Source organism: Promicromonospora thailandica (assembly GCF_024171955.1).
GTDB classification, from domain to species: domain Bacteria; phylum Actinomycetota; class Actinomycetes; order Actinomycetales; family Cellulomonadaceae; genus Promicromonospora; species Promicromonospora thailandica.
Genome location: NZ_JAMTCS010000015.1, coordinates 71,859 through 88,424, shown reverse-complemented (window position 1 = coordinate 88,424; position 16,566 = coordinate 71,859). Strand labels below are relative to the sequence as shown.

Here is a 16,566-nt window from a genome sequence, read left to right as displayed (position 1 = left end):
CACCATGGCCCACCTCGACGACACGCACGTCGACGACCGGCACGTCGGCGACGCGTCGGCCCGCACGGGCGACCCGGCGCCGGACGACCGGCGCAAGCCGGGCTCGCCGCCGGACCTGAGAGGCCGGACGTGGGGGTACGTGCTGCGGGCCACGGTGCGCCAGTTCTCCCGGGACCAGTGCCTGGACCTGGCCGCCGCCCTGACCTACTACGCCGTGCTGGCCGCGGCGCCCGCGCTGCTGGCGCTGGTGTCCGTGCTCGGGCTGGTGGGCAACGGCGGCCAGGCGGTCGAGCGCGTCGTCGGCACGCTGGAGGGCGTGGTGCCTCCCGACGCGCTGAACGTCGTGGAACCGCTGGTCGAGAACGCCGCCGGGGGCGGGGGCAGGGCAGGCTTCGCCCTCGTCCTCGGTGTCGTGCTCGCCCTGTGGTCCGCATCCGGCTACGTCGGCGCCTTCGGGCGCGCGATGAACCGGGTGTACGGCATCGACGAGGGGCGCCCCGTCTGGAAGCTGCGCCCCGTGATGCTGCTGGTCACGGTGGTGGCGGTGGTCATCGCGGCCCTCGTCGTCGCGGCGCTCGCGCTCAGCGGCTCGCTCGCCCGGGCCGTCGGCGACGCCGTGGGGCTGGGCTCGACCACCGTGACCATCTGGAACATCGCCAAGTGGCCCGTCGTGCTGCTGCTCGTGATCGTGCTGGTCGCGATCCTGTACCACGTCACGCCGAACGTGCGGCAGCCGAAGATGCGCTGGGTCAGCGTGGGCGCCGTCGTCGCCATCCTCGGCTGGCTGGTGGCGTCCGCCGCCTTCGGCCTCTACGTGGCCACCTTCGCGAGCTACGACGCCACCTACGGGTCGCTGGCCGGCCTGATCGTCTTCCTGCTGTGGCTCTGGATCACCAACCTGGCGCTGCTGCTGGGCGCCGAGCTGGACGCGGAGCTGGAGCGCGGGCGCGAGCTCCAGGGCGGGATCGCCGCCGAGGAGACGCTGCGGCTGCCGCCCAAGGACGCCCGCGCGAGCGAGAAGCGCGAGGCCAAGCGGCAGGAGGAGATCGAACGCGGGCGGCACCTGCGGGAGGCGGCGGGCCGGGAGCAGGAGGCCGAGCCGGGTCCCGCCGAGCAGGAGCACGAGCAGGAGCACGAGCACAGCGAGCACGGGCAGGAGCGCGAGCAGCACGTACGCGAGCAGCGCCCCGGCGGGCCGGCCGCACGCGCGGACCGACGGTGAGGCGCGCCCCCGTCCCGGGCCGGTACCGTGCACCGCATGACGCGCACGCGGCTCGGTGACCTGACCGTCGTCGGCCACGTGCGCGGACCCGCCGCACCGGACAGGGCAGTCGTGCTCGTGCACGGGGTCGGCTCCTCGGCCCGCGCCTACCGGCGGCTCGGCGAGCACCTCGCCACCCGTGCGGCGGTGCACGCCGTCGACCTGCCGGGCTACGGCGCGTCCCCGCGCCCGCGGCACGACGTCGACATCGCCGCCCACGCCGCCGCACTGGCGCGCTACATCTCCGACCACGTGGCGGACGCCGGACTGCCCGCCCCCGTCGTGGTCGGCCACTCCATGGGCGCGCAGGTCGTGGGCCAGCTCCTCGCCGACCACCCGGACGCGGCCGGTGCCGCCGTCCTCGTCGGCCCGACGGCGGAGCCCGGCACCCGGACCATCGCCCGCCAGGCGCTGCGCCTCGCCGCCGACGCCGCAGGCGAGCCGCCCGCCACCGTCGGGGTGCTGCTCGTGGACGCCTTCGTGCGCTGCAGCGTGCCCTACTACCTCGGCCAGCTCCGCCACGTCGTCGACCACCGCCTCGAGCGGGTGCTGCCCCGGGCTCGCGTGCCCGTGGTCGTGGTGCGCGGTGAGCACGATCCCGTCGCGCCGCCCGACTGGGTCGCGGCGCTCGCGGCCTGTGCACCCGACGGCCGGTACCGCACGGTGCGCGGCCGGCACCACGCCATGGACAGCGACCCCGCCGGGGTCGCGGGGATCGTCCTCGACGCCGGGCGTACCGCGGGCCGGGGGACGCCGTGACGGCGCGGCGCCGCTCGGCCGGCGGCTCGATCGCGCGGCTCGGTGCCTGGGCGGCCGACTACGCCTGGGCCGTGGACCGGCAGCTGCGCCACCTCGTGCGTCGTCCGGCGCTCCCGGTCGTGGCCGCGGGGCGTGGCGTGGCTCCGGTGCTGCTGCTGCCCGGCATCTACGAGACCTGGGAGTTCCTGGGGCCGGTCGCCACCGCCCTGGCCCGGGCCGGGCACCCGGTGCACGCCGTGGAGGCCCTGCGGCACAACGCGCGGCCCGTGCCCGAGTCGGCCGACGTCGTGGCCGAGCACCTCGAACGGTCGGGGCTGGAGGACGTGGTCCTCGTCGCGCACAGCAAGGGCGGTCTCATCGGCAAGCACGTGATGCTCTCGCCGGCGGGCGGCCGGGTGCGCGGCATGGTCGCCGTCGCGACGCCCTTCGCCGGGTCGCGCTGGGCGCGGTACATGCTCTCCCGGTCGTTGCGGTCGTTCGACCCGCGCGACCCGGTGCTGCTGGCCCTCGCCGGGGAGCTGCTGGTCAACGACCGGATCACCGCGGTGTACCCCACGTTCGACCCGCACATCCCCGAGACCGGCCACCTGGCGGGGGCGCGCAACGTGGAGCTGCCGCTGTCGGGACACTTCCGGCCGCTGGGGCACCCCCTGCTGGTCGCCACGGTGGTCCGTGAGGTGGCCGCGCTGGCCGCCGGTTCCGACTGAGGCGCCGCGGCGTGGTCCACTGGGGGTGTGCTCACCGTCCGCCACACGTCGCCGCGCCGGCTCGACGTCGGCCTGACTCTCGGGCCGCTCGGGCACGGACCCGCCGACCCGACGTTCCACCGGGCCGCCGACGGCACCCTGTGGCGCACGTCGCTCCTGCGCAGCGGGCCGGTCACGCAGCGGTTCGTCCCGGCGGGGCCGCACGCCGTCGTCGTGCACCTGTGGGGTGACGGCGCACGCGAGGCCGCGGAGGCGCTGCCCGTGCTGCTCGGCGAGGACGACGACGCGGCCGGGTTCGCCCCGCCGCCGCAGGTGCGTGACGCGCACCGGCGTGCCGCCGGGATGCGCATCCCGCGCAGCGGTCGGGTGCTGGAGGCCCTCGTGCCCGCGGTGCTGGAGCAGCGGGTGCAGACGGTCACGGCGCACCGCGCCTGGCGGTGGCTCGTGCGCCGGTACGGCACGCGGGCGCCCGGACCGGCGCCCGCGGGCGTGCCGGGCGGGCTGTTCGTCGTGCCCGACGCGCGCACGTGGGCGCGCGTGCCGGTCTGGGACTGGCACCGGGCCGGCGTCGACCCGGGGCGCGCCCGGACCGTGACCCGCTGCGCGCTGGTCGCGCCGCGGCTCGAGGAGGCCGCCGCGATGCCGCGCGCCGAGGCCCGGCCACGCCTGGAGAAGGTGCAGGGCGTGGGCGTCTGGACCTCCGCCGAGGTGGCCCAGCGCGCGTTCGGTGACGCCGACGCGGTCTCGGTGGGCGACTTCCACCTGCCGGCGGCCGTCGGGTGGGCGCTGTCCGGCGAACGGACGGACGACGCCGGGATGCTCCGGCTGCTGGCACCCTACGCGCCGCACCGGCACCGGGTGGTGCGCCTCCTGACGCTGTCCGGCCGGCACCGTGCGCCGGCGCGCGGGCCGCGCACCCCGCTGGTGGACCACCGGGCGCACTGAGGTACCGCGGCGGCGCCTAGGATGCCCGGGTGACGACCGGCCGCCCCGACCTCCTGTGGACCGCCGTGGTCTCGGTGGCGGCGGCGTTCGGGATGATCGCGCTGGCCCTGGAGGCCAACCGCGCGGGGGCGGATCCGTTCGTGGCGTACGTGGTGAGCTCGGTGTCGTGCGCGGCGCTGCCGGTGGCGCTGCGCCACCCCGTGCCGGCCACGCTCGCCCAGGGTGCCGCGACCGTGACGCTGAACCTCGCGGCGTCCGGCCCGGCCGCGTCCGAGCCGTTCCCGACCGTGACCATCTGCGTGCTGGTGGCCCACATCGGGCTGGTCGCCCTGCGGCACGCGTGGCAGGTCGCGGTCGGCGCCTGGTGGACGCTCGCCGGGCTGTCCGTGCTGCTGGTCGCGCTGTCCGGCACCGATGACAAGCTGACGCCGTACGACGAGACGCTCGCCCTGGTGGTGCTCGGCGCGGGCTCCCTCGTCGCGCTGATCGCAGGCACCGCCTACCGGTACCGGCAGCGGATCCGCGGCGAGCTCGCCGCGGCCCGGCGGGACGCCGAGGTGGAGCACGAGCGACGCACCCTCGTCGAGGAGCGCACCCGGATCGCGCGCGAGCTGCACGACGTCGTGGCGCACAGCATGTCCGTGATCCACATGCAGGCGACGTCGGCGCCGTACCGCCTCCCGGACGCGGACCCGGGCACGCGCGACGAGTTCACGGCCATCGCCGCGGCCGCCCGCGGCGCCCTCGGCGAGATGCGCCAGCTCCTGGGCGTGCTGCGCGCCACCGACACCGAGTCGGAGACCGGCCCCGCGCCCGGGTTCTCCCGCCTGCCCGAGCTCGTCCAGGCCACCGGCCGGTACGGCGGACCCGTCACGCTGAGCGTCGCCCCGGAGGTGGGGCAGGTGCCCGACATCGTGGGCACCACCGTGTACCGCATCGTGCAGGAGGCGCTGAGCAACGTCGTCCGGCACGCCCACGGCTCCTCGGCGACCGTGCGGGTGGACCGAGCGGGTGCGGGGCTGACGGTGAGCGTCGTCAACACACGCGGGGTGCCCGCACGCGTCGAGCCGCACGACGGCGCGCACCGCCCGCGCCTCGGGGTCACGGGCATGCGAGAGCGGGCGGCCCGCCTGGGCGGCGAGCTCGTCCACGGCCCCCGGCCCGACGGCGGCTACGCGGTCACGGCACGGCTCCCGCTGCCCGCGGGGCCCGACGAGGAAGGTGGCAGATGATCGACGTGCTCGTGGTGGACGACCAGCCGATGATCCGGGTGGGCATCCGCGCCATCCTGGACTCCCACGACGACATCACCGTCGCGGGCGAGGCCGCCGACGGGCGCGCGGGGGTGGACCAGGCGCGCAGGCTGCGGCCCGACGTCGTGCTCATGGACGTGCGCATGCCGGAGCTCGACGGCCTGGCCGCGACCCGCGAGCTGCTCGGCCCGGCGGCGACCCGCCCCGACCGGCCGCGGGTGCTCATGCTGACCACGTTCGACGCCGACCACTACGTGTACGAGGCGCTGCGGGCGGGGGCCAGCGGCTTCCTGCTCAAGGACTCCAGCCCCGACGAGCTCGCGGCCGCCGTCCGCGTGGTCGCCTCCGGCGACGCGCTGCTCGCGCCCGCGATCACGCAGCGCCTCATCGAACGGTTCGTCGAGGCCGCCCCGCGCGACCCGGCCGCGCACCCCGTGCTGCGCACCCTGACCGAGCGCGAGCGGGAGGTGCTGACCCTGATGACGCGCGGCCTGTCCAACGGCGAGATCGCGCAGGGGCTCGTCATCAGCGAGCAGACGGTCAAGTCGCACGTCAGCAAGATCCTGCAGAAGCTCGGCCTGCGCGACCGGGTGCAGGCCGTCGTCTTCGGCTACGAGAACGGGCTGGTGGTACCGGGCCGGTGACCACGGCCCGCGGGTGAAGATGGTCCTGCGGTAGGGGTCGGATGGCTCTGCCGGGGGAGGTGGGGGCAGAGCCCCTCCTCCTACGTTGCTGGTGTTCGCGACCGACCATCGCGACCGACCACCAGGACGACCTGAGAGGGACCATCCCCGATGTCCGCATCACCGCCCGCCACGTTCACCGCCCGCGAGCGCTGGACGCTGCTCGGAGCGAGCCTCTGGCTCGTGGCCGGGCTGCAGCTCGACGCCTTCGCCCACGCGACCATCCCCGACCTGGAGACGTTCTGGACGCCGTGGCACGCCGTGATGTACTCCGGCATCGCCGCGTGCGGCCTCACGCTGCTGTGGCTGCTGCGCTCCCGGCTGCCCGAGCAGGTGACCTACCGCCGCCTCCTGCGGGAGACGCCCGCCGCCCTGCGGCTGCCCGGCATCGGCATGGGGCTGCTGCTGGTCGGCGGCGGCATCGACACCCTGTGGCACAACCTGTTCGGCATCGAGCGGGGTCTCGAGATCTTCTTCAGCCCGAGCCACTACCTCATCATCGCGGGCATGGTCCTGGTGGCCTCCGGGCCGGCGCTCATGGTGGCGTCGTCCGGCGCGCCGCCGCGGCTGCGCGGGGCCGACGCCGTCGTCACGATCGCCTCCGCGGTGCTCGCCGCCCTGCCCGTGCACATCTACACCCTGCACGCCTCGGCCCTGGCGAGCCCGCTGCTCGGGTCCGGCGAGCCCGAGCCGAACACCTTCTCCTTCGACGCCCAGACGTTCCACGCCTACGTGGGCAGCACCGTCGTGCTGCTGGTCCCGCTGCTCGTGCTCACCCGCCGCTGGCGCCTGCCGGCCGGCGCGCCGACGGTGCTGGTCGCGGTGCCCGCCTTCGTGATGAACCTCGTGTTCGGCGAGGGGGCCGGACCCTGGCTCCCCGTCGCCGTCGCCGCCGCTGCCGCGGTCACCGAGCTGGGCGCACGCCTCCTGGCACCCGCCGCCCGGCGCCTGCACGAGGACACCCGGTGGGTCGCGCTCGCCTTCCTCGCACCCGTCGTGGTGTGGGCCGTCGTGCTCGGGGCCGCGGCGGTCGTGGCCGACGCGCCGACCTGGAACCTGCACATGATCAGCGGGCTGCTGGCGCTGGTGGGCCTCACGGGCGCCGGGACGGCGTACGTGGTGCGGCGGATCGGTGTGGGTGGCGACGCCGGGTCTCGCGCCGGCCGGCCTCCCGCCGGCCAGGCGGCCGTGGCGTCGTGAGCGCCGGCCTGCGTGCGGGCCGGACACCCGTCCGCGGCCGGGTCCTGCCGCGCCTCGCGGTGGTCCTGCTGCTGGCGCTCGCCCAGGTCGTGGCCCAGATCCCCCCGGCGTCGGCGCACGCCGGCGGGCTCAGCCCGACACGGGCGCGCGGCGCTGTCGTCGCCGTCACCCCGCAGGTGCCCGGGCTGAGCGTCACCACCATCGAGGACGGCGCCCGCCTGCGGGTGCGCAACGACACCGGGATGCGTGTCGAGGTCCCGGCAGGCGACGGGCAGACCGTCCCGGTGACCGTGCCGGACGGCGGGTCCGCCACCTGGATCGACGCCCGCGCCACGACGCTGGACCGGGATCTCGGCGCAGCGTCGAGGGGCACCTGGGAGGTGCCGCTGACCGTCGGACCCACGCGCGTGACCGTCACCGGCGAGCTCGTCGCCGGGCAGCCGCCTCGCGCGGCGTCCTGGTGGGCGCTCGCGGCGGGGATCGCCGCGGTGCTCCTCGTGCTGGCCCGGCGCTCGCCCCGGCCGCACGTGCTGCTGGCCGTGTCCGGCCTGCTGGTGGTCGCCGCGTCGGTGGCGCACGTCGTCGGCGCGACCCTCGCCGTCCGCTCGGCGCCCCTGTGGGGCACGTTCCTCGACGCGACCGGCATCGGGCTGCTCGTCTGGCCCCTCGTCGTGGCCGCGGCTGTCGCCGCGCTGCGCGGCCGCGCGGGGGGCGTGCTGGGCGTCTGCGCCGGCGCGGGCCTGAGCGTCGTCTTCGTGCTGCCCGACCTGACCGTCTTCCACTTCGCCGTGCTGCCCGTCGCCGGGCCGCCCGCGCTCGAACGGTTCCTCGTCGCGCTGGTGCTCGGCGCCGGGCTCGCCACCGCCGTGGCCGGCGCAGGCGCGCTGCGCGTGCTCGCCGGCCGCGCGGCGCCGTCCGCCCACCCTGCACCTTCCCCTGACTTCACAGAGAGCGAGAGCTGATGTTCCGAGATGTTGCCGTTCGTAGTACCCGTGCCCGTGCCCGTGCCCTGGTGCGTGACGTGACCCGCGGCGCGGCGGCGGGTGCCGTGACGGTCGTCGTGCTGACCGGGTGTGCGGCGGCGGGCCCCGCGCAGGAGCCGTCGTCGTCCGCCGGGGAGAATGCCGCGGCGCCGCCGGCGGAGGTGCCTGACGAGGGCTGCTCGGGTCCGCTGAGCAGCGACGTGACGGCGGTCCAGGTCGAGGTGGCGGTCAAGGACGGCCGCGTCGAACCTGCCCCGGACCGGGTCGAGGTGCCCCTCGGCGCCACCGTGGTGCTCCGGGCCGAGGCGGACGTCCCGGCGGAGATCCACGTGCACGGCTACGACGTCGCGGGCGAGGCCGGGCCCGGGCACCCGGCGTGCCTCGAGGTGCTTGCCGACGTCCCCGGTGTCTACGACGTCGAGGCCCACCCCGAGACCCTGCTGCTCCAGCTCGTGGTCCGGTGACGCCGCGCCACGCGCCGCTCGCGGCCCACGGCGTCGGCAGCTCGCAGGACCTCCCGCTGCCGTTCGACCTCGTGCTGCAGGCCGGCACGGTGGCCGTGGTCCTGTCGTTCCTCGCGGTCACGGTGCTGTGGCGCACGCCGCGTGCGGGCGGGGCCCGGCGCCTGCCCGCGGTGTGGGACGCCGTCCTGCGCTCGCGGGCGTGGCGCGTGCCGCTCCGCCTCGTGGTGCTGGCGGTGGCCGGCTACGTCGTCGGTGACGCGCTGCTCGGGCCACGCGACGCGACCAACCCTGCGGCGCACGCGCTCTTCGTCTGGCTGTGGGTCGGGCTGGTGCCGGTCAGCGTGCTGCTGGGGCCCGTGTGGCGCGGGCTGAACCCGTTGCGGACCCTGCACGCGGGGCTGTGCCTGGTCCTGCGCGTCCCGGTGTCGGGGCTCCGGCCGGCGGCCGCGCCCGGTGGCCGCACCGGTCACTGGCCGGCCGTCGCCGCGCTGCTGGCCTTCGTGTGGCTGGAGCTGGTCGCCCCCGACCGCACCGACCCGCGCCTGATCGGTACCTGGCTCACCGGCTACGCCGTCGTCCAGCTGGGGTGCGCGCTGGTGCGTGGTGCGAGCTGGTTCGCGCGCGGCGACGGGTTCGAGGTGTACTCGGAGCTCGCCGGGCGCCTGAGCGTGCTCGGCCGGGACGACGACGGCCGCCACGTGCTGAGGTCTCCGCTGGCGGGCCTGACCGCCGTGGACCACCCGCGCGGGAGCACCGCGTTCGTCGCGGTCTGGTGGGGTTCCACGATCTTCGACAGCGCGTCCGGGTCGCCGGTCTGGGCGGGTTTCGTGCAGACGACCGGCGCCCCCGTGCCGGTGGCGACCGTCGCGCTGGTGGGTGTGTGCGCCCTGGTGGCGGCGAGCCTGCGGTGGACGACGCGCCGGGCCGACATCGCCCTTCCCCTCGTACCGATCGCCGCCGGCTACACGCTGGCGCACTACGCCTCCCTGCTGGTGGTCGAGGGGCCGCGCGGCCTGCTGCTGCTCGTGCAGCAGTGGGGCGTGGCGCCGGGCGCGGAGGTGCGCGTGGTGCCCGACCCGACGGTGGTCGCCGTGGTCCAGGTCGTGTGCATCATCCTCGGCCACCTGGTGGGCGTTCTCGCGGCACACGACCGCGCGCTGCGCGCGGCCCCGGGCCGCGAGCACACGCTCGTCGTCGCCGACGAGCTGCCCGCGGTGCTGCTGATGGTGGGCTACACGTGGGCGGGGCTGTTCCTGTTGTTCGCGGTGTGATCGGTCCCTTCTCTGATGCACGCGCTCGAGGTGCGGGTGTCGGTGGGAGGCTGTACTGTGGAACACGCGTACTACGAGATGGAACTCACAGCGGGCGCTGCTATAGCGTGGCGGGGGTTGGACGGGGAGGGGTGGTGACATGGCCGAGACTGTGGACAACGGCACCGTGGCGCCGTTCGGTCAGCTGCCCGACTGGTGGGAAGGGTCGGTGCCGCAGGCGCTCCAGGAGCCCGGTCCGGGCTGGATGCTCGACCTTCCGCCGGCCGACCTGCCCGTCGTGCTCTGGCCTGCCGCCATGCTGCGGCAAGCGCTCGCGGGTGCCCGCGGAGCCGGCCTGGCGCGGCTGGTGGCCGACGCCGTCGACCTCGAGCACGCCGCGGACGGCGGCGCCGGCGACGGTCCCGGCGTGCTCGAGGAGCTGTCGGACGACGTGCTGACCGACCTCGCGACCGCGTCGGCCCGCCTCCAGTCGTGGGCCGCGGGCGTGCAGGCACGCGTGGTCGCCGAACGCGCCGCGCGCGAGTCGCACCCGTTGGCCCACGACTCGCTGGTGGCGCAGGTGACGGTGGAGCTGGCGGTCACGGCGGGGGAGGCGTCCGAGATGGTGGTCCGCGCCGAGTCGGGCGCGGACCACCCGGACGTCGTCGTCGCGCTGTGCGACGGCCGGATCGACACGCGCAAGGCGCACACGCTGCTGCGCTCGGCGGCACAGCTCACCACCGAGGAGCGTGCCGAGGCCATCGCCCGGTACCTGCCGCAGGCGCCGCACCGCACGTGGCGGTGGCTGCAGCGGAAGCTGATCGCGTTCGCGAAGTCGCGGCACGGGGCGGACGGTGCCGCGCGCGCGGCGGCCGAGCGGCGCGGCGTCCAGGTCGACCGGGCGGACAACGACATGGCCTGGCTGACGGCCTACCTCCCGGCGGTGGACGCGGCCGCGGTGTGGGGCGTCGTGGACGACCTGGCGCACCAGCTGCGGCGCGTGCCAGGCGAGGAGCGGACCCTGGGTCAGCTGCGCGCCGACAGCCTGACCGGCATCCTCGCGGGCCGCCTGGTGCCCGCGGGCCGGTTCGCTTCGCCCACTGAGGAGTCGGGCGTCATGCCAGGTCGACTCACCGCGGACGCGGGCCCGGTGTGCACGTGCGGCGGCCGGGCGCCGGTGGTGCGGGTGACGCCGACCCGCCCCACGGTGCGGGTCACCGTCCCGGCCACGGCGCTGCTCGGCCTGGACGACGCGCCGGGAGACCTCGCCGGCTTCGGCCCGGTGCCCGCCGAGACCGCCCGGGCGATCGCCGTCGACGCGACGTGGCAGCGGCTGCTGACCGACCCGGTCACCGGGACGCTCACCGACTGCTCCACTACCACGTACCAGCCGGGCAGCGTGCTCCGGCATGCGGTCCAGGCGAGGGACGAGACGTGCGTGTTCCCGCACTGCGAGCATCCCGCGGAGCGGAGCGACCTCGACCACATCGTGCCGTTCGACCACGGTCTCGACCCGGCCGGCCTTCCGCCGGGAACGCCCGGCCAGACGCGGGCCGCCAACCTCCAACCGCTCTGCCGGCGCCACCACCTCCTGAAGACCCACGCGGGCTGGGCCGTCGTGCGCGACCCCGGCACGGGCGTCACGACCTGGACGGCGCCGACCGGCCGCACCCACCGCCGTCCGCCGACGGTGCTGGACACCCACGTCGAGATCGCGGAGGTCGATCCCGACACGAGCTACGACCTGACCCTCCAGACGCTGACCGGTCGCCGCCGGTCCGCGAACGGGCGCATCCCCGCGGCCGCTCCGGGCGGGCCGTCAACGGATGCGACGGTCTCGGCCGGCTCGGCCCTCTCGACCGACGGCAGGCCGCCGTTCTGAGCCGCCTCGGTTCGCCTCGGATCCGGAGGGCTCGTCGCGGCGTCCGGCGCGGCCGCGCACGGCCCACCACGCCACCACGTACACGAACAGGCCCACGATCAGGGCGGCACCCGCACCGGTGGCCGCTCCGGCGAGCACGGCCTCGATCGTCTGACCGGTCGTGAGCCCGGTGTCGCCCCACAGGTCGAGGGTCCCGGCGACGGCACCGACGGCGGCCACCCCGACGGTCGGCCACACCACCCGGGCCGGCACCGTCCGGGCCGACAGACGTTCCCGCCGCCGCCAGAGGTACCACGCGACGAGGGCCAACCCGCCCACCGTGCTGGCGTGCTGCAGCGCCCGGGCCCAGGTCAGGCCGCCCGCCAGGGGTTCGCTCAGGGCGGGCACGTGCAGCACGACGTAGCCGTCGCTGTGCGTGAACGAGTCCCACACCAGGTGCGTCGCGATGCCGATGAGCAGCGACAACAGCACCCACCCCGCCCGCCGCCCGATCGCACCGGCACCCGGCGCGCGCACGGCGCCGCTCGGCGGGCTCCCGTCGCCCGCCGGGTGCCCGCCGTCCGCCGTGCGCTCGCCGTTGGCCGCGCCGGGCCCGCCGCCCGCCATGCCGCGCCCGGGCCGTCCCGACCGCACGGGCAGCAGCGCCTCGACCGGACGTCGCGCCACCCAGTACAGGCCGCACAGCGCCAGCGCGTACGGCAGGCTCACGGTGAGGGCCCCGACGAGGCCGTGCGACGTGGTCGCGTTCATGAACGGCTCGTACCAGGACTGGGCCGACACGGGCACCGGCGTCCTGCGCGCGAAGTACGGGAGGTCGGGGGCCATGGCCCCGGCGACGAGCGCGACGGTGCTGAACGGGTGACGCAGCAACGGCAGCACGGCCGCGGGGTGGGAGAGCGTGAACGGCATGGGGCACACCCTCGCCGACGGCCACGGCGGTGTCCAGGCGGACGCGCGCGGCGGACGCCCGTCCGGTGCCGCGGTCAGCGCAGAAGGTGCACCACGACGGCGAGGCCGCCCAGCCCCAGCGCGACCACCATCCCGCCCGCGAGGGCGAGCAGGCCGGCGCCCGTCGAGGCCGGCCCGAACGGCGGTGATCCTGGCGGCGCGGGTGCGGGGCTCGGCCCGGAGGTGCGCGGATAGCGCAGGTGCCGCCCGCGCGAGGCCAGCCACAGCCAGCCCGCGAGCACCGCACCCGCGGCGCCGGGCAGGAGCCACCGCGCATCGCCGAAGAGAGCGGGCAGCAACCGTGCGCCCACCAGCGAGAAAGCGGCCATCGACAGGGCCGTGCGTCGCCAGGCCAGCTCGGTGCGTTCCGGCTGGAGCCCGTCAGGGGCGGGCTTCCGGGGCGCGGCGGCTCGCGGGTCCCCGGTCATCGCAGCAGCACGCCGAGCAGCACCAGCACCCCCACCACACCGACGACGACGGCGAGGCACACCCCGACGATCGTCGACGGCAGCGGTGCCCCGCGGCGCAGCGCCCGCTCGACGCGCATCCAGCCGGACCAGGCGATGACGGGCACCACGGTCCCCGCGACGATGAGCACGAGCGACGCCGCCAGCCGCAGACCGGGCTGCAGGTCCAGCCCCAGCGTCTCCAGGGCGACGCCACCGGCCACCAGCGCCAGCGCGGTGCGGATCCACGCCAGGAAGGTCCGCTCGTTGGCGAGGGTGAACCGGGCGTCGGGCTCGGCGCCGACCCCGAACACCGACCGGGGGAACCGGCGCTCCGGGGCCGTCACGGGGCCACCGTCCCGCGCGGAGCCCTGACACGGCCGGAGAGCATGTCGATGCGCACGCCCCCATCCTCTCCCGACGAACCAGACCCCACCCACCCGGTGTCGCCGGTCGCCCCCGCCCCGGCACCTTCGAGACCGAGGTTGCTTCGCTTTGACGGGCTCGAAAGCGAAGCAACCTCGGTCTCGAAGGTGAATCAGCCGGGGCGGGAGGACGACGGTCAGCCCCGGGCGCTGTCGGCCGTCAGGCCACGTCCCGTCCGGCCGCTTCCGTCGGGGTGCGGCGGTCAGGCGGTCCTGCCGGGGCCGGCGGGGCCGGCCTCGCGGTCCAGTCCGGCTCCGCAGGCCGGTCCGACCTTGAGGCCCCGTCCAGCGTTGCGGCCCCGTCCGGCCTCGCCGGCCCGTCCGCCGGCTGCGGTTCCGTCTGCTCCTCGGTAGTCGTCCGCGGCACCACGTGTCCCACGCCGAACCCGCGCCCCAGCGACCCGCGTACCCGGTCCCGGGCGGTCACACGGCCGGCGCGGCGGCTGCTCCGGTGCGCCTCCGGCACGGACTCGGGCGTCTCCCGTGCCGACGTGTCCCGGGCCAGGCCGACCCCGACCGGCGTCGCCGCGACGGGCGCGGCTTCGACCGGCGCCGCCCCGACCGGCGTCGCCCCCACAACCCGCGCCACCCCGGCTCGCGCCTCCCGGCCCGTCGGCGCCACCTCGACGCCCAGGCGGGCGCGCTCTACGCCCGAGGCGGGCTGGTGGACCTCGACGTAGCCGCCGTTCGGCAGCCGCACGATCCGGCCGGTCTCGTGCCCGTGCAGCAGCACCTCGCGGTCCTTGCGCTGCAGCCCCACGCAGATCCGCCGGGTCACCTCGAACGCCAGCGGTGGTCCGACGACGAGCGCCACCTGCAGCGTCGTGATGATCGCCTCGAAGCTCACGCTGAACTCGGTGGCCACGATGTCGGCGCTCGCCGCGCCCCACAGGATCCCGTAGAACAGCGCGCCGGCCACCCCGATGCCGGTGCGGGCCGGGACGTTGCGGGGCCGGTCGAGCACGTCGTGCGGCAGGCGGTCCTGGTCGATCCACGCCTCCAGCCACGGGTAGACCACCAGCAGCACGAAGTAACCGCCGACGACCGCCAGCGGTACGAGCGTCGCGAAGGTCACGGTCCAGCCGGCCCACTCGGTCTCCCAGCCCACGGGCACGAGGCGCAGCGCGCCGTCCAGGAAGCCCATGTACCAGTCGGGCTGGCTCCCGGCCCCGACCTCGCCCCCCGACGCCGGCCCGTAGGACCAGACCGGGCTGATCGTGGAGGTCGCGCCGAGCAGCACCAGCACCGCCGTCGTGATGCCGGTCATCCCGGCGGCGCGCAGCGCCGCGTCCGGCCACAGGCGCATGCCGAGGGTGGCGCGCAGCGACGGCGGCTGCTCGGCCTGACCGTGCCGGACGGCGAGCGCCGCGCGCGCGACCAGCACCAGGGCGAGCAGCACGGGCGCGACCACGGCGTGCACGGGGTAGAGGTTCTCGATGATCTGGCCGGGGAAGGGGCCGCCGAACATGAGCCCGGTGAGCCACGTGCCGATGAACGGGATGCTGAGCACCACGCCCTCGACGATCCGCAGGCCGGTGCCCGAGAGCATGTCGTCGGGCAGTGCGTAGCCGCTCCAGCCGGCGAGCAGCGCGAGGACGAACGCCCCGACCAGCAGCACCCAGGAGACGCGGCGCGGCCGGCGGAACCCGCCGGTGAAGAAGGTGACCAGCAGCTGCATGATCATCGAGGCGGGCAGCACGAGCGCGGCCCAGTGGTGCGTCTGGCGCAGCAGCAGCCCGCCGGTCACCTCGAAGGAGATGCGCATCGTGGAGGCGAACGCCTCGGTCACGGTCGCGCCCTGCAGCGGCCCGTAGGGGCCGTCGTAGGCGACCAGGTCGTTCGACGGCGTGTACCAGGTCGCCAGCAGCACGCCCGTCACCGCGAGCACCAGCAGGCAGGCGACCGTGACGACGCCGAACAGCTCGGACCAGCGCAGGTGCACCCGCCGGGCCGCGAGCCGCGCGGTCAGGGCGCGCAGCCGGCCGGGGTCAGCGGGCATCGCGCACCACCGGCACCCTGGCGGCCGACGCGTCGGCGAACGGGTCCCCGCCCGCGAGGAACGCCGCCCGCGGCTGCTGGACCGTGGACAGCGGCACGATGTCGCGGCCGAAGAGCACCGCCGAGGCCCAGACCAGCAGCACCCGCACCTTGCGCTCCCACGTCGGCACGGCCAGCACGTGGTACCCGCGGTGCATGAGCCAGGCCAGGAACCCGGTGATCACGATCCGCCGGTACTGGAAGATGCCGCGCCCGATGCCGAGGGTCGCGACCGTGCCGAGGCTGTGGTGCACGTACGGCCGCACGCGGCGGCCGCGCAGGTCGGCGACGAGGTTGCGGGCCAGCAGCCGGCCCTGCCGGACGGCGTGCTGCGCGTTGGGCACCGTCCGGGCGCCGGGCACGGGGGAGGCGAGGTCGGGCACCGCGGCGTTGTCACCCGCGGCCCAGGCGTCCGGGACCGCCGCCTCGTCGGTGCCGACGCGCAGGTCGGCGCGCACGCGCACCAGGCCGCGCTCGTCCACCGGCAGGTCCGTGTTCCGGGCGACGACGGGGTTGCTGCCGTTGCCCGCGGCCCACACCAGCAGGCCGTTGCCCCACGACTCGCCGCTCGAGAGCAGGATCTCGCCGTCCGCCGCGGACACCACCTGCGTGCCGAGGTGGACGGAGCCGCCGCGGCCCTGCAGGTGGCGGACCACCCAGCGGCCCGGCTCGTCGGTGACCTCCGGCAGGATGCGGTCGTTGGAGTCGACCAGGTGGAACGACAGGTCGTCCCGGCCGAGCTCCGGGTACCGCCGCAGCAGGCTCGTGGCCAGCGACAGCAGCTCGCCGAACACCTCGACCCCCGTGAACCCGCCGCCGACGACCGTGACCGTGAGCAGCCGGCGCCGCGCGGGCCCCGGCGGCAGCAGGGCGGCCCGGTCGAACGCCGTCAGCAGCTGGTCGCGGATCGCGACCGCCTCCTCGACGTGCTTGAGGCCGATCGCCTCCTGCTCGATCCCCGGCACCGGGAACGTGCGGGTCACAGCGCCCGCGGTGACGACGATCGTGTCGTAGCGGATCTCGCGCAGGGCGCCGTCGTTGGTCCGGACGGTGGCCGTGCGGTGCGCGTGGTCGATGGCGGTGGTGTGCCCGGCCACGAGCGTGGTGCGGTGCAGGTGGCGGCGCAGCGACACCATGACGTGCCGCGCCTCGATCGAACCGGCCGTGACCTCCGGCAGGAACGGCTGGTAGGTCATGTAGCCGTGCGGGTCCACGAGGGTGACCTCGGCCTCGCCCCGGCGCAGCTTCTTCTCCAGCCCCCACGCGGTGTAGAAGCCGGCGTAGCCGCCCCCGACGATCAGGATCTTTTCCATCGCTGCCTCC

Annotated in this window: 16 protein-coding genes; 11 read left to right on the top strand and 5 right to left on the bottom strand. The window is 76.0% G+C overall.

Annotated elements, in window-relative coordinates; genetic code table 11:
• Positions 1-4 precede the first annotated feature (4 nt).
• The 11 genes from APR03_RS22015 (at position 5) to APR03_RS21965 (ending at position 11,387) form a co-directional block, all read left to right on the top strand.
• The gene (locus APR03_RS22015) at positions 5-1,222 is read left to right on the top strand and encodes a YihY/virulence factor BrkB family protein (RefSeq protein ID WP_253839323.1); all 1,218 of its coding nucleotides are present in this window, start codon (positions 5-7) and stop codon (positions 1,220-1,222) included.
• A gap of 36 nt (positions 1,223-1,258) precedes the next feature.
• Complete coding sequence (locus APR03_RS22010; protein WP_253839321.1) at positions 1,259-2,020, top strand: alpha/beta fold hydrolase; 762 nt, start codon at positions 1,259-1,261, stop codon at positions 2,018-2,020.
• Positions 2,017-2,727: an alpha/beta hydrolase gene (locus APR03_RS22005; RefSeq protein WP_253839320.1), complete on the top strand. Its 711-nt coding sequence runs from the start codon at positions 2,017-2,019 to the stop codon at positions 2,725-2,727. Before APR03_RS22010 ends, APR03_RS22005 begins: the two co-directional genes overlap by 4 nt.
• 27 nt (positions 2,728-2,754) lie before the next feature.
• Positions 2,755-3,672: a DNA-3-methyladenine glycosylase family protein gene (locus tag APR03_RS22000; protein WP_253839318.1), complete on the top strand. Its 918-nt coding sequence runs from the start codon at positions 2,755-2,757 to the stop codon at positions 3,670-3,672.
• Positions 3,673-3,701: 29 nt separating this feature from the next.
• A complete protein-coding gene (locus APR03_RS21995; RefSeq protein WP_253839315.1) occupies positions 3,702-4,904 on the top strand; it encodes a sensor histidine kinase in 1,203 nt (400 codons plus the stop codon).
• Entirely contained in the window at positions 4,901-5,569 is a 669-nt protein-coding gene (locus APR03_RS21990; RefSeq protein ID WP_253839313.1) for a response regulator, read from the top strand. Before APR03_RS21995 ends, APR03_RS21990 begins: the two co-directional genes overlap by 4 nt.
• Before the next feature lie 150 nt (positions 5,570-5,719).
• Complete coding sequence (locus APR03_RS21985; protein ID WP_253839311.1) at positions 5,720-6,808, top strand: hypothetical protein; 1,089 nt, start codon at positions 5,720-5,722, stop codon at positions 6,806-6,808.
• Positions 6,805-7,770 (top strand): hypothetical protein, encoded by a 966-nt coding sequence (locus APR03_RS21980; RefSeq protein ID WP_253839309.1) that lies wholly within the window; start codon positions 6,805-6,807, stop codon positions 7,768-7,770. Before APR03_RS21985 ends, APR03_RS21980 begins: the two co-directional genes overlap by 4 nt.
• A 50-nt stretch (positions 7,771-7,820) precedes the next feature.
• On the top strand, positions 7,821-8,255 hold the full coding sequence (locus APR03_RS21975; RefSeq protein WP_253839306.1) for a cupredoxin domain-containing protein: 435 nt from the start codon (positions 7,821-7,823) through the stop codon (positions 8,253-8,255).
• Positions 8,252-9,526, top strand: coding sequence for a hypothetical protein (locus APR03_RS21970; RefSeq protein WP_253839305.1), 1,275 nt, complete (start codon positions 8,252-8,254; stop codon positions 9,524-9,526). The genes APR03_RS21975 and APR03_RS21970 overlap by 4 nt, the downstream gene beginning before the upstream one ends.
• 139 nt (positions 9,527-9,665) lie before the next feature.
• On the top strand, positions 9,666-11,387 hold the full coding sequence (locus tag APR03_RS21965; protein WP_253839303.1) for an HNH endonuclease signature motif containing protein: 1,722 nt from the start codon (positions 9,666-9,668) through the stop codon (positions 11,385-11,387).
• Here APR03_RS21965 and APR03_RS21960 read toward each other — a convergent pair.
• The 5 genes from APR03_RS21960 to APR03_RS21940 form a co-directional block, all read right to left on the bottom strand.
• Positions 11,325-12,296, bottom strand: a complete 972-nt coding sequence (locus APR03_RS21960; RefSeq protein WP_253839301.1) for a DUF4184 family protein — start codon at positions 12,294-12,296, stop codon at positions 11,325-11,327. The genes APR03_RS21965 and APR03_RS21960 overlap by 63 nt on opposite strands.
• 74 nt (positions 12,297-12,370) lie before the next feature.
• Positions 12,371-12,763 (bottom strand): DUF202 domain-containing protein, encoded by a 393-nt coding sequence (locus APR03_RS21955; RefSeq protein ID WP_253839299.1) that lies wholly within the window; start codon positions 12,761-12,763, stop codon positions 12,371-12,373.
• Positions 12,760-13,128, bottom strand: coding sequence for a YidH family protein (locus tag APR03_RS21950; RefSeq protein WP_253839297.1), 369 nt, complete (start codon positions 13,126-13,128; stop codon positions 12,760-12,762). The genes APR03_RS21955 and APR03_RS21950 overlap by 4 nt, the downstream gene beginning before the upstream one ends.
• A 238-nt stretch (positions 13,129-13,366) precedes the next feature.
• Positions 13,367-15,205: a cytochrome b gene (locus tag APR03_RS21945; RefSeq protein WP_253839295.1), complete on the bottom strand. Its 1,839-nt coding sequence runs from the start codon at positions 15,203-15,205 to the stop codon at positions 13,367-13,369.
• Positions 15,195-16,556 carry an NAD(P)/FAD-dependent oxidoreductase gene (locus APR03_RS21940; protein ID WP_253839293.1) on the bottom strand — a complete coding sequence of 454 codons (1,362 nt, stop codon included), beginning with the start codon at positions 16,554-16,556 and terminating at the stop codon, positions 15,195-15,197. The genes APR03_RS21945 and APR03_RS21940 overlap by 11 nt, the downstream gene beginning before the upstream one ends.
• Between the last annotated feature and the right edge of the window lie 10 nt (positions 16,557-16,566).

What these genes read in the sequence shown, in the direction of transcription:
- APR03_RS22015 (WP_253839323.1), top strand. Translation starts at nt 5, where the DNA reads ATGGCCCACCTCGACGACACGCACGTCGACGACCGGCACGTCGGCGAC.
- APR03_RS22010 (WP_253839321.1), top strand. Translation starts at nt 1,259, where the DNA reads ATGACGCGCACGCGGCTCGGTGACCTGACCGTCGTCGGCCACGTGCGC.
- APR03_RS21990 (WP_253839313.1), top strand. Translation starts at nt 4,901, where the DNA reads ATGATCGACGTGCTCGTGGTGGACGACCAGCCGATGATCCGGGTGGGC.
- APR03_RS21985 (WP_253839311.1), top strand. Translation starts at nt 5,720, where the DNA reads ATGTCCGCATCACCGCCCGCCACGTTCACCGCCCGCGAGCGCTGGACG.
- APR03_RS21965 (WP_253839303.1), top strand. Translation starts at nt 9,666, where the DNA reads ATGGCCGAGACTGTGGACAACGGCACCGTGGCGCCGTTCGGTCAGCTG.
- APR03_RS21960 (WP_253839301.1), bottom strand. Translation starts at nt 12,296, where the DNA reads ATGCCGTTCACGCTCTCCCACCCCGCGGCCGTGCTGCCGTTGCTGCGT.
- APR03_RS21955 (WP_253839299.1), bottom strand. Translation starts at nt 12,763, where the DNA reads ATGACCGGGGACCCGCGAGCCGCCGCGCCCCGGAAGCCCGCCCCTGAC.
- APR03_RS21945 (WP_253839295.1), bottom strand. Translation starts at nt 15,205, where the DNA reads ATGCCCGCTGACCCCGGCCGGCTGCGCGCCCTGACCGCGCGGCTCGCG.
- APR03_RS21940 (WP_253839293.1), bottom strand. Translation starts at nt 16,556, where the DNA reads ATGGAAAAGATCCTGATCGTCGGGGGCGGCTACGCCGGCTTCTACACC.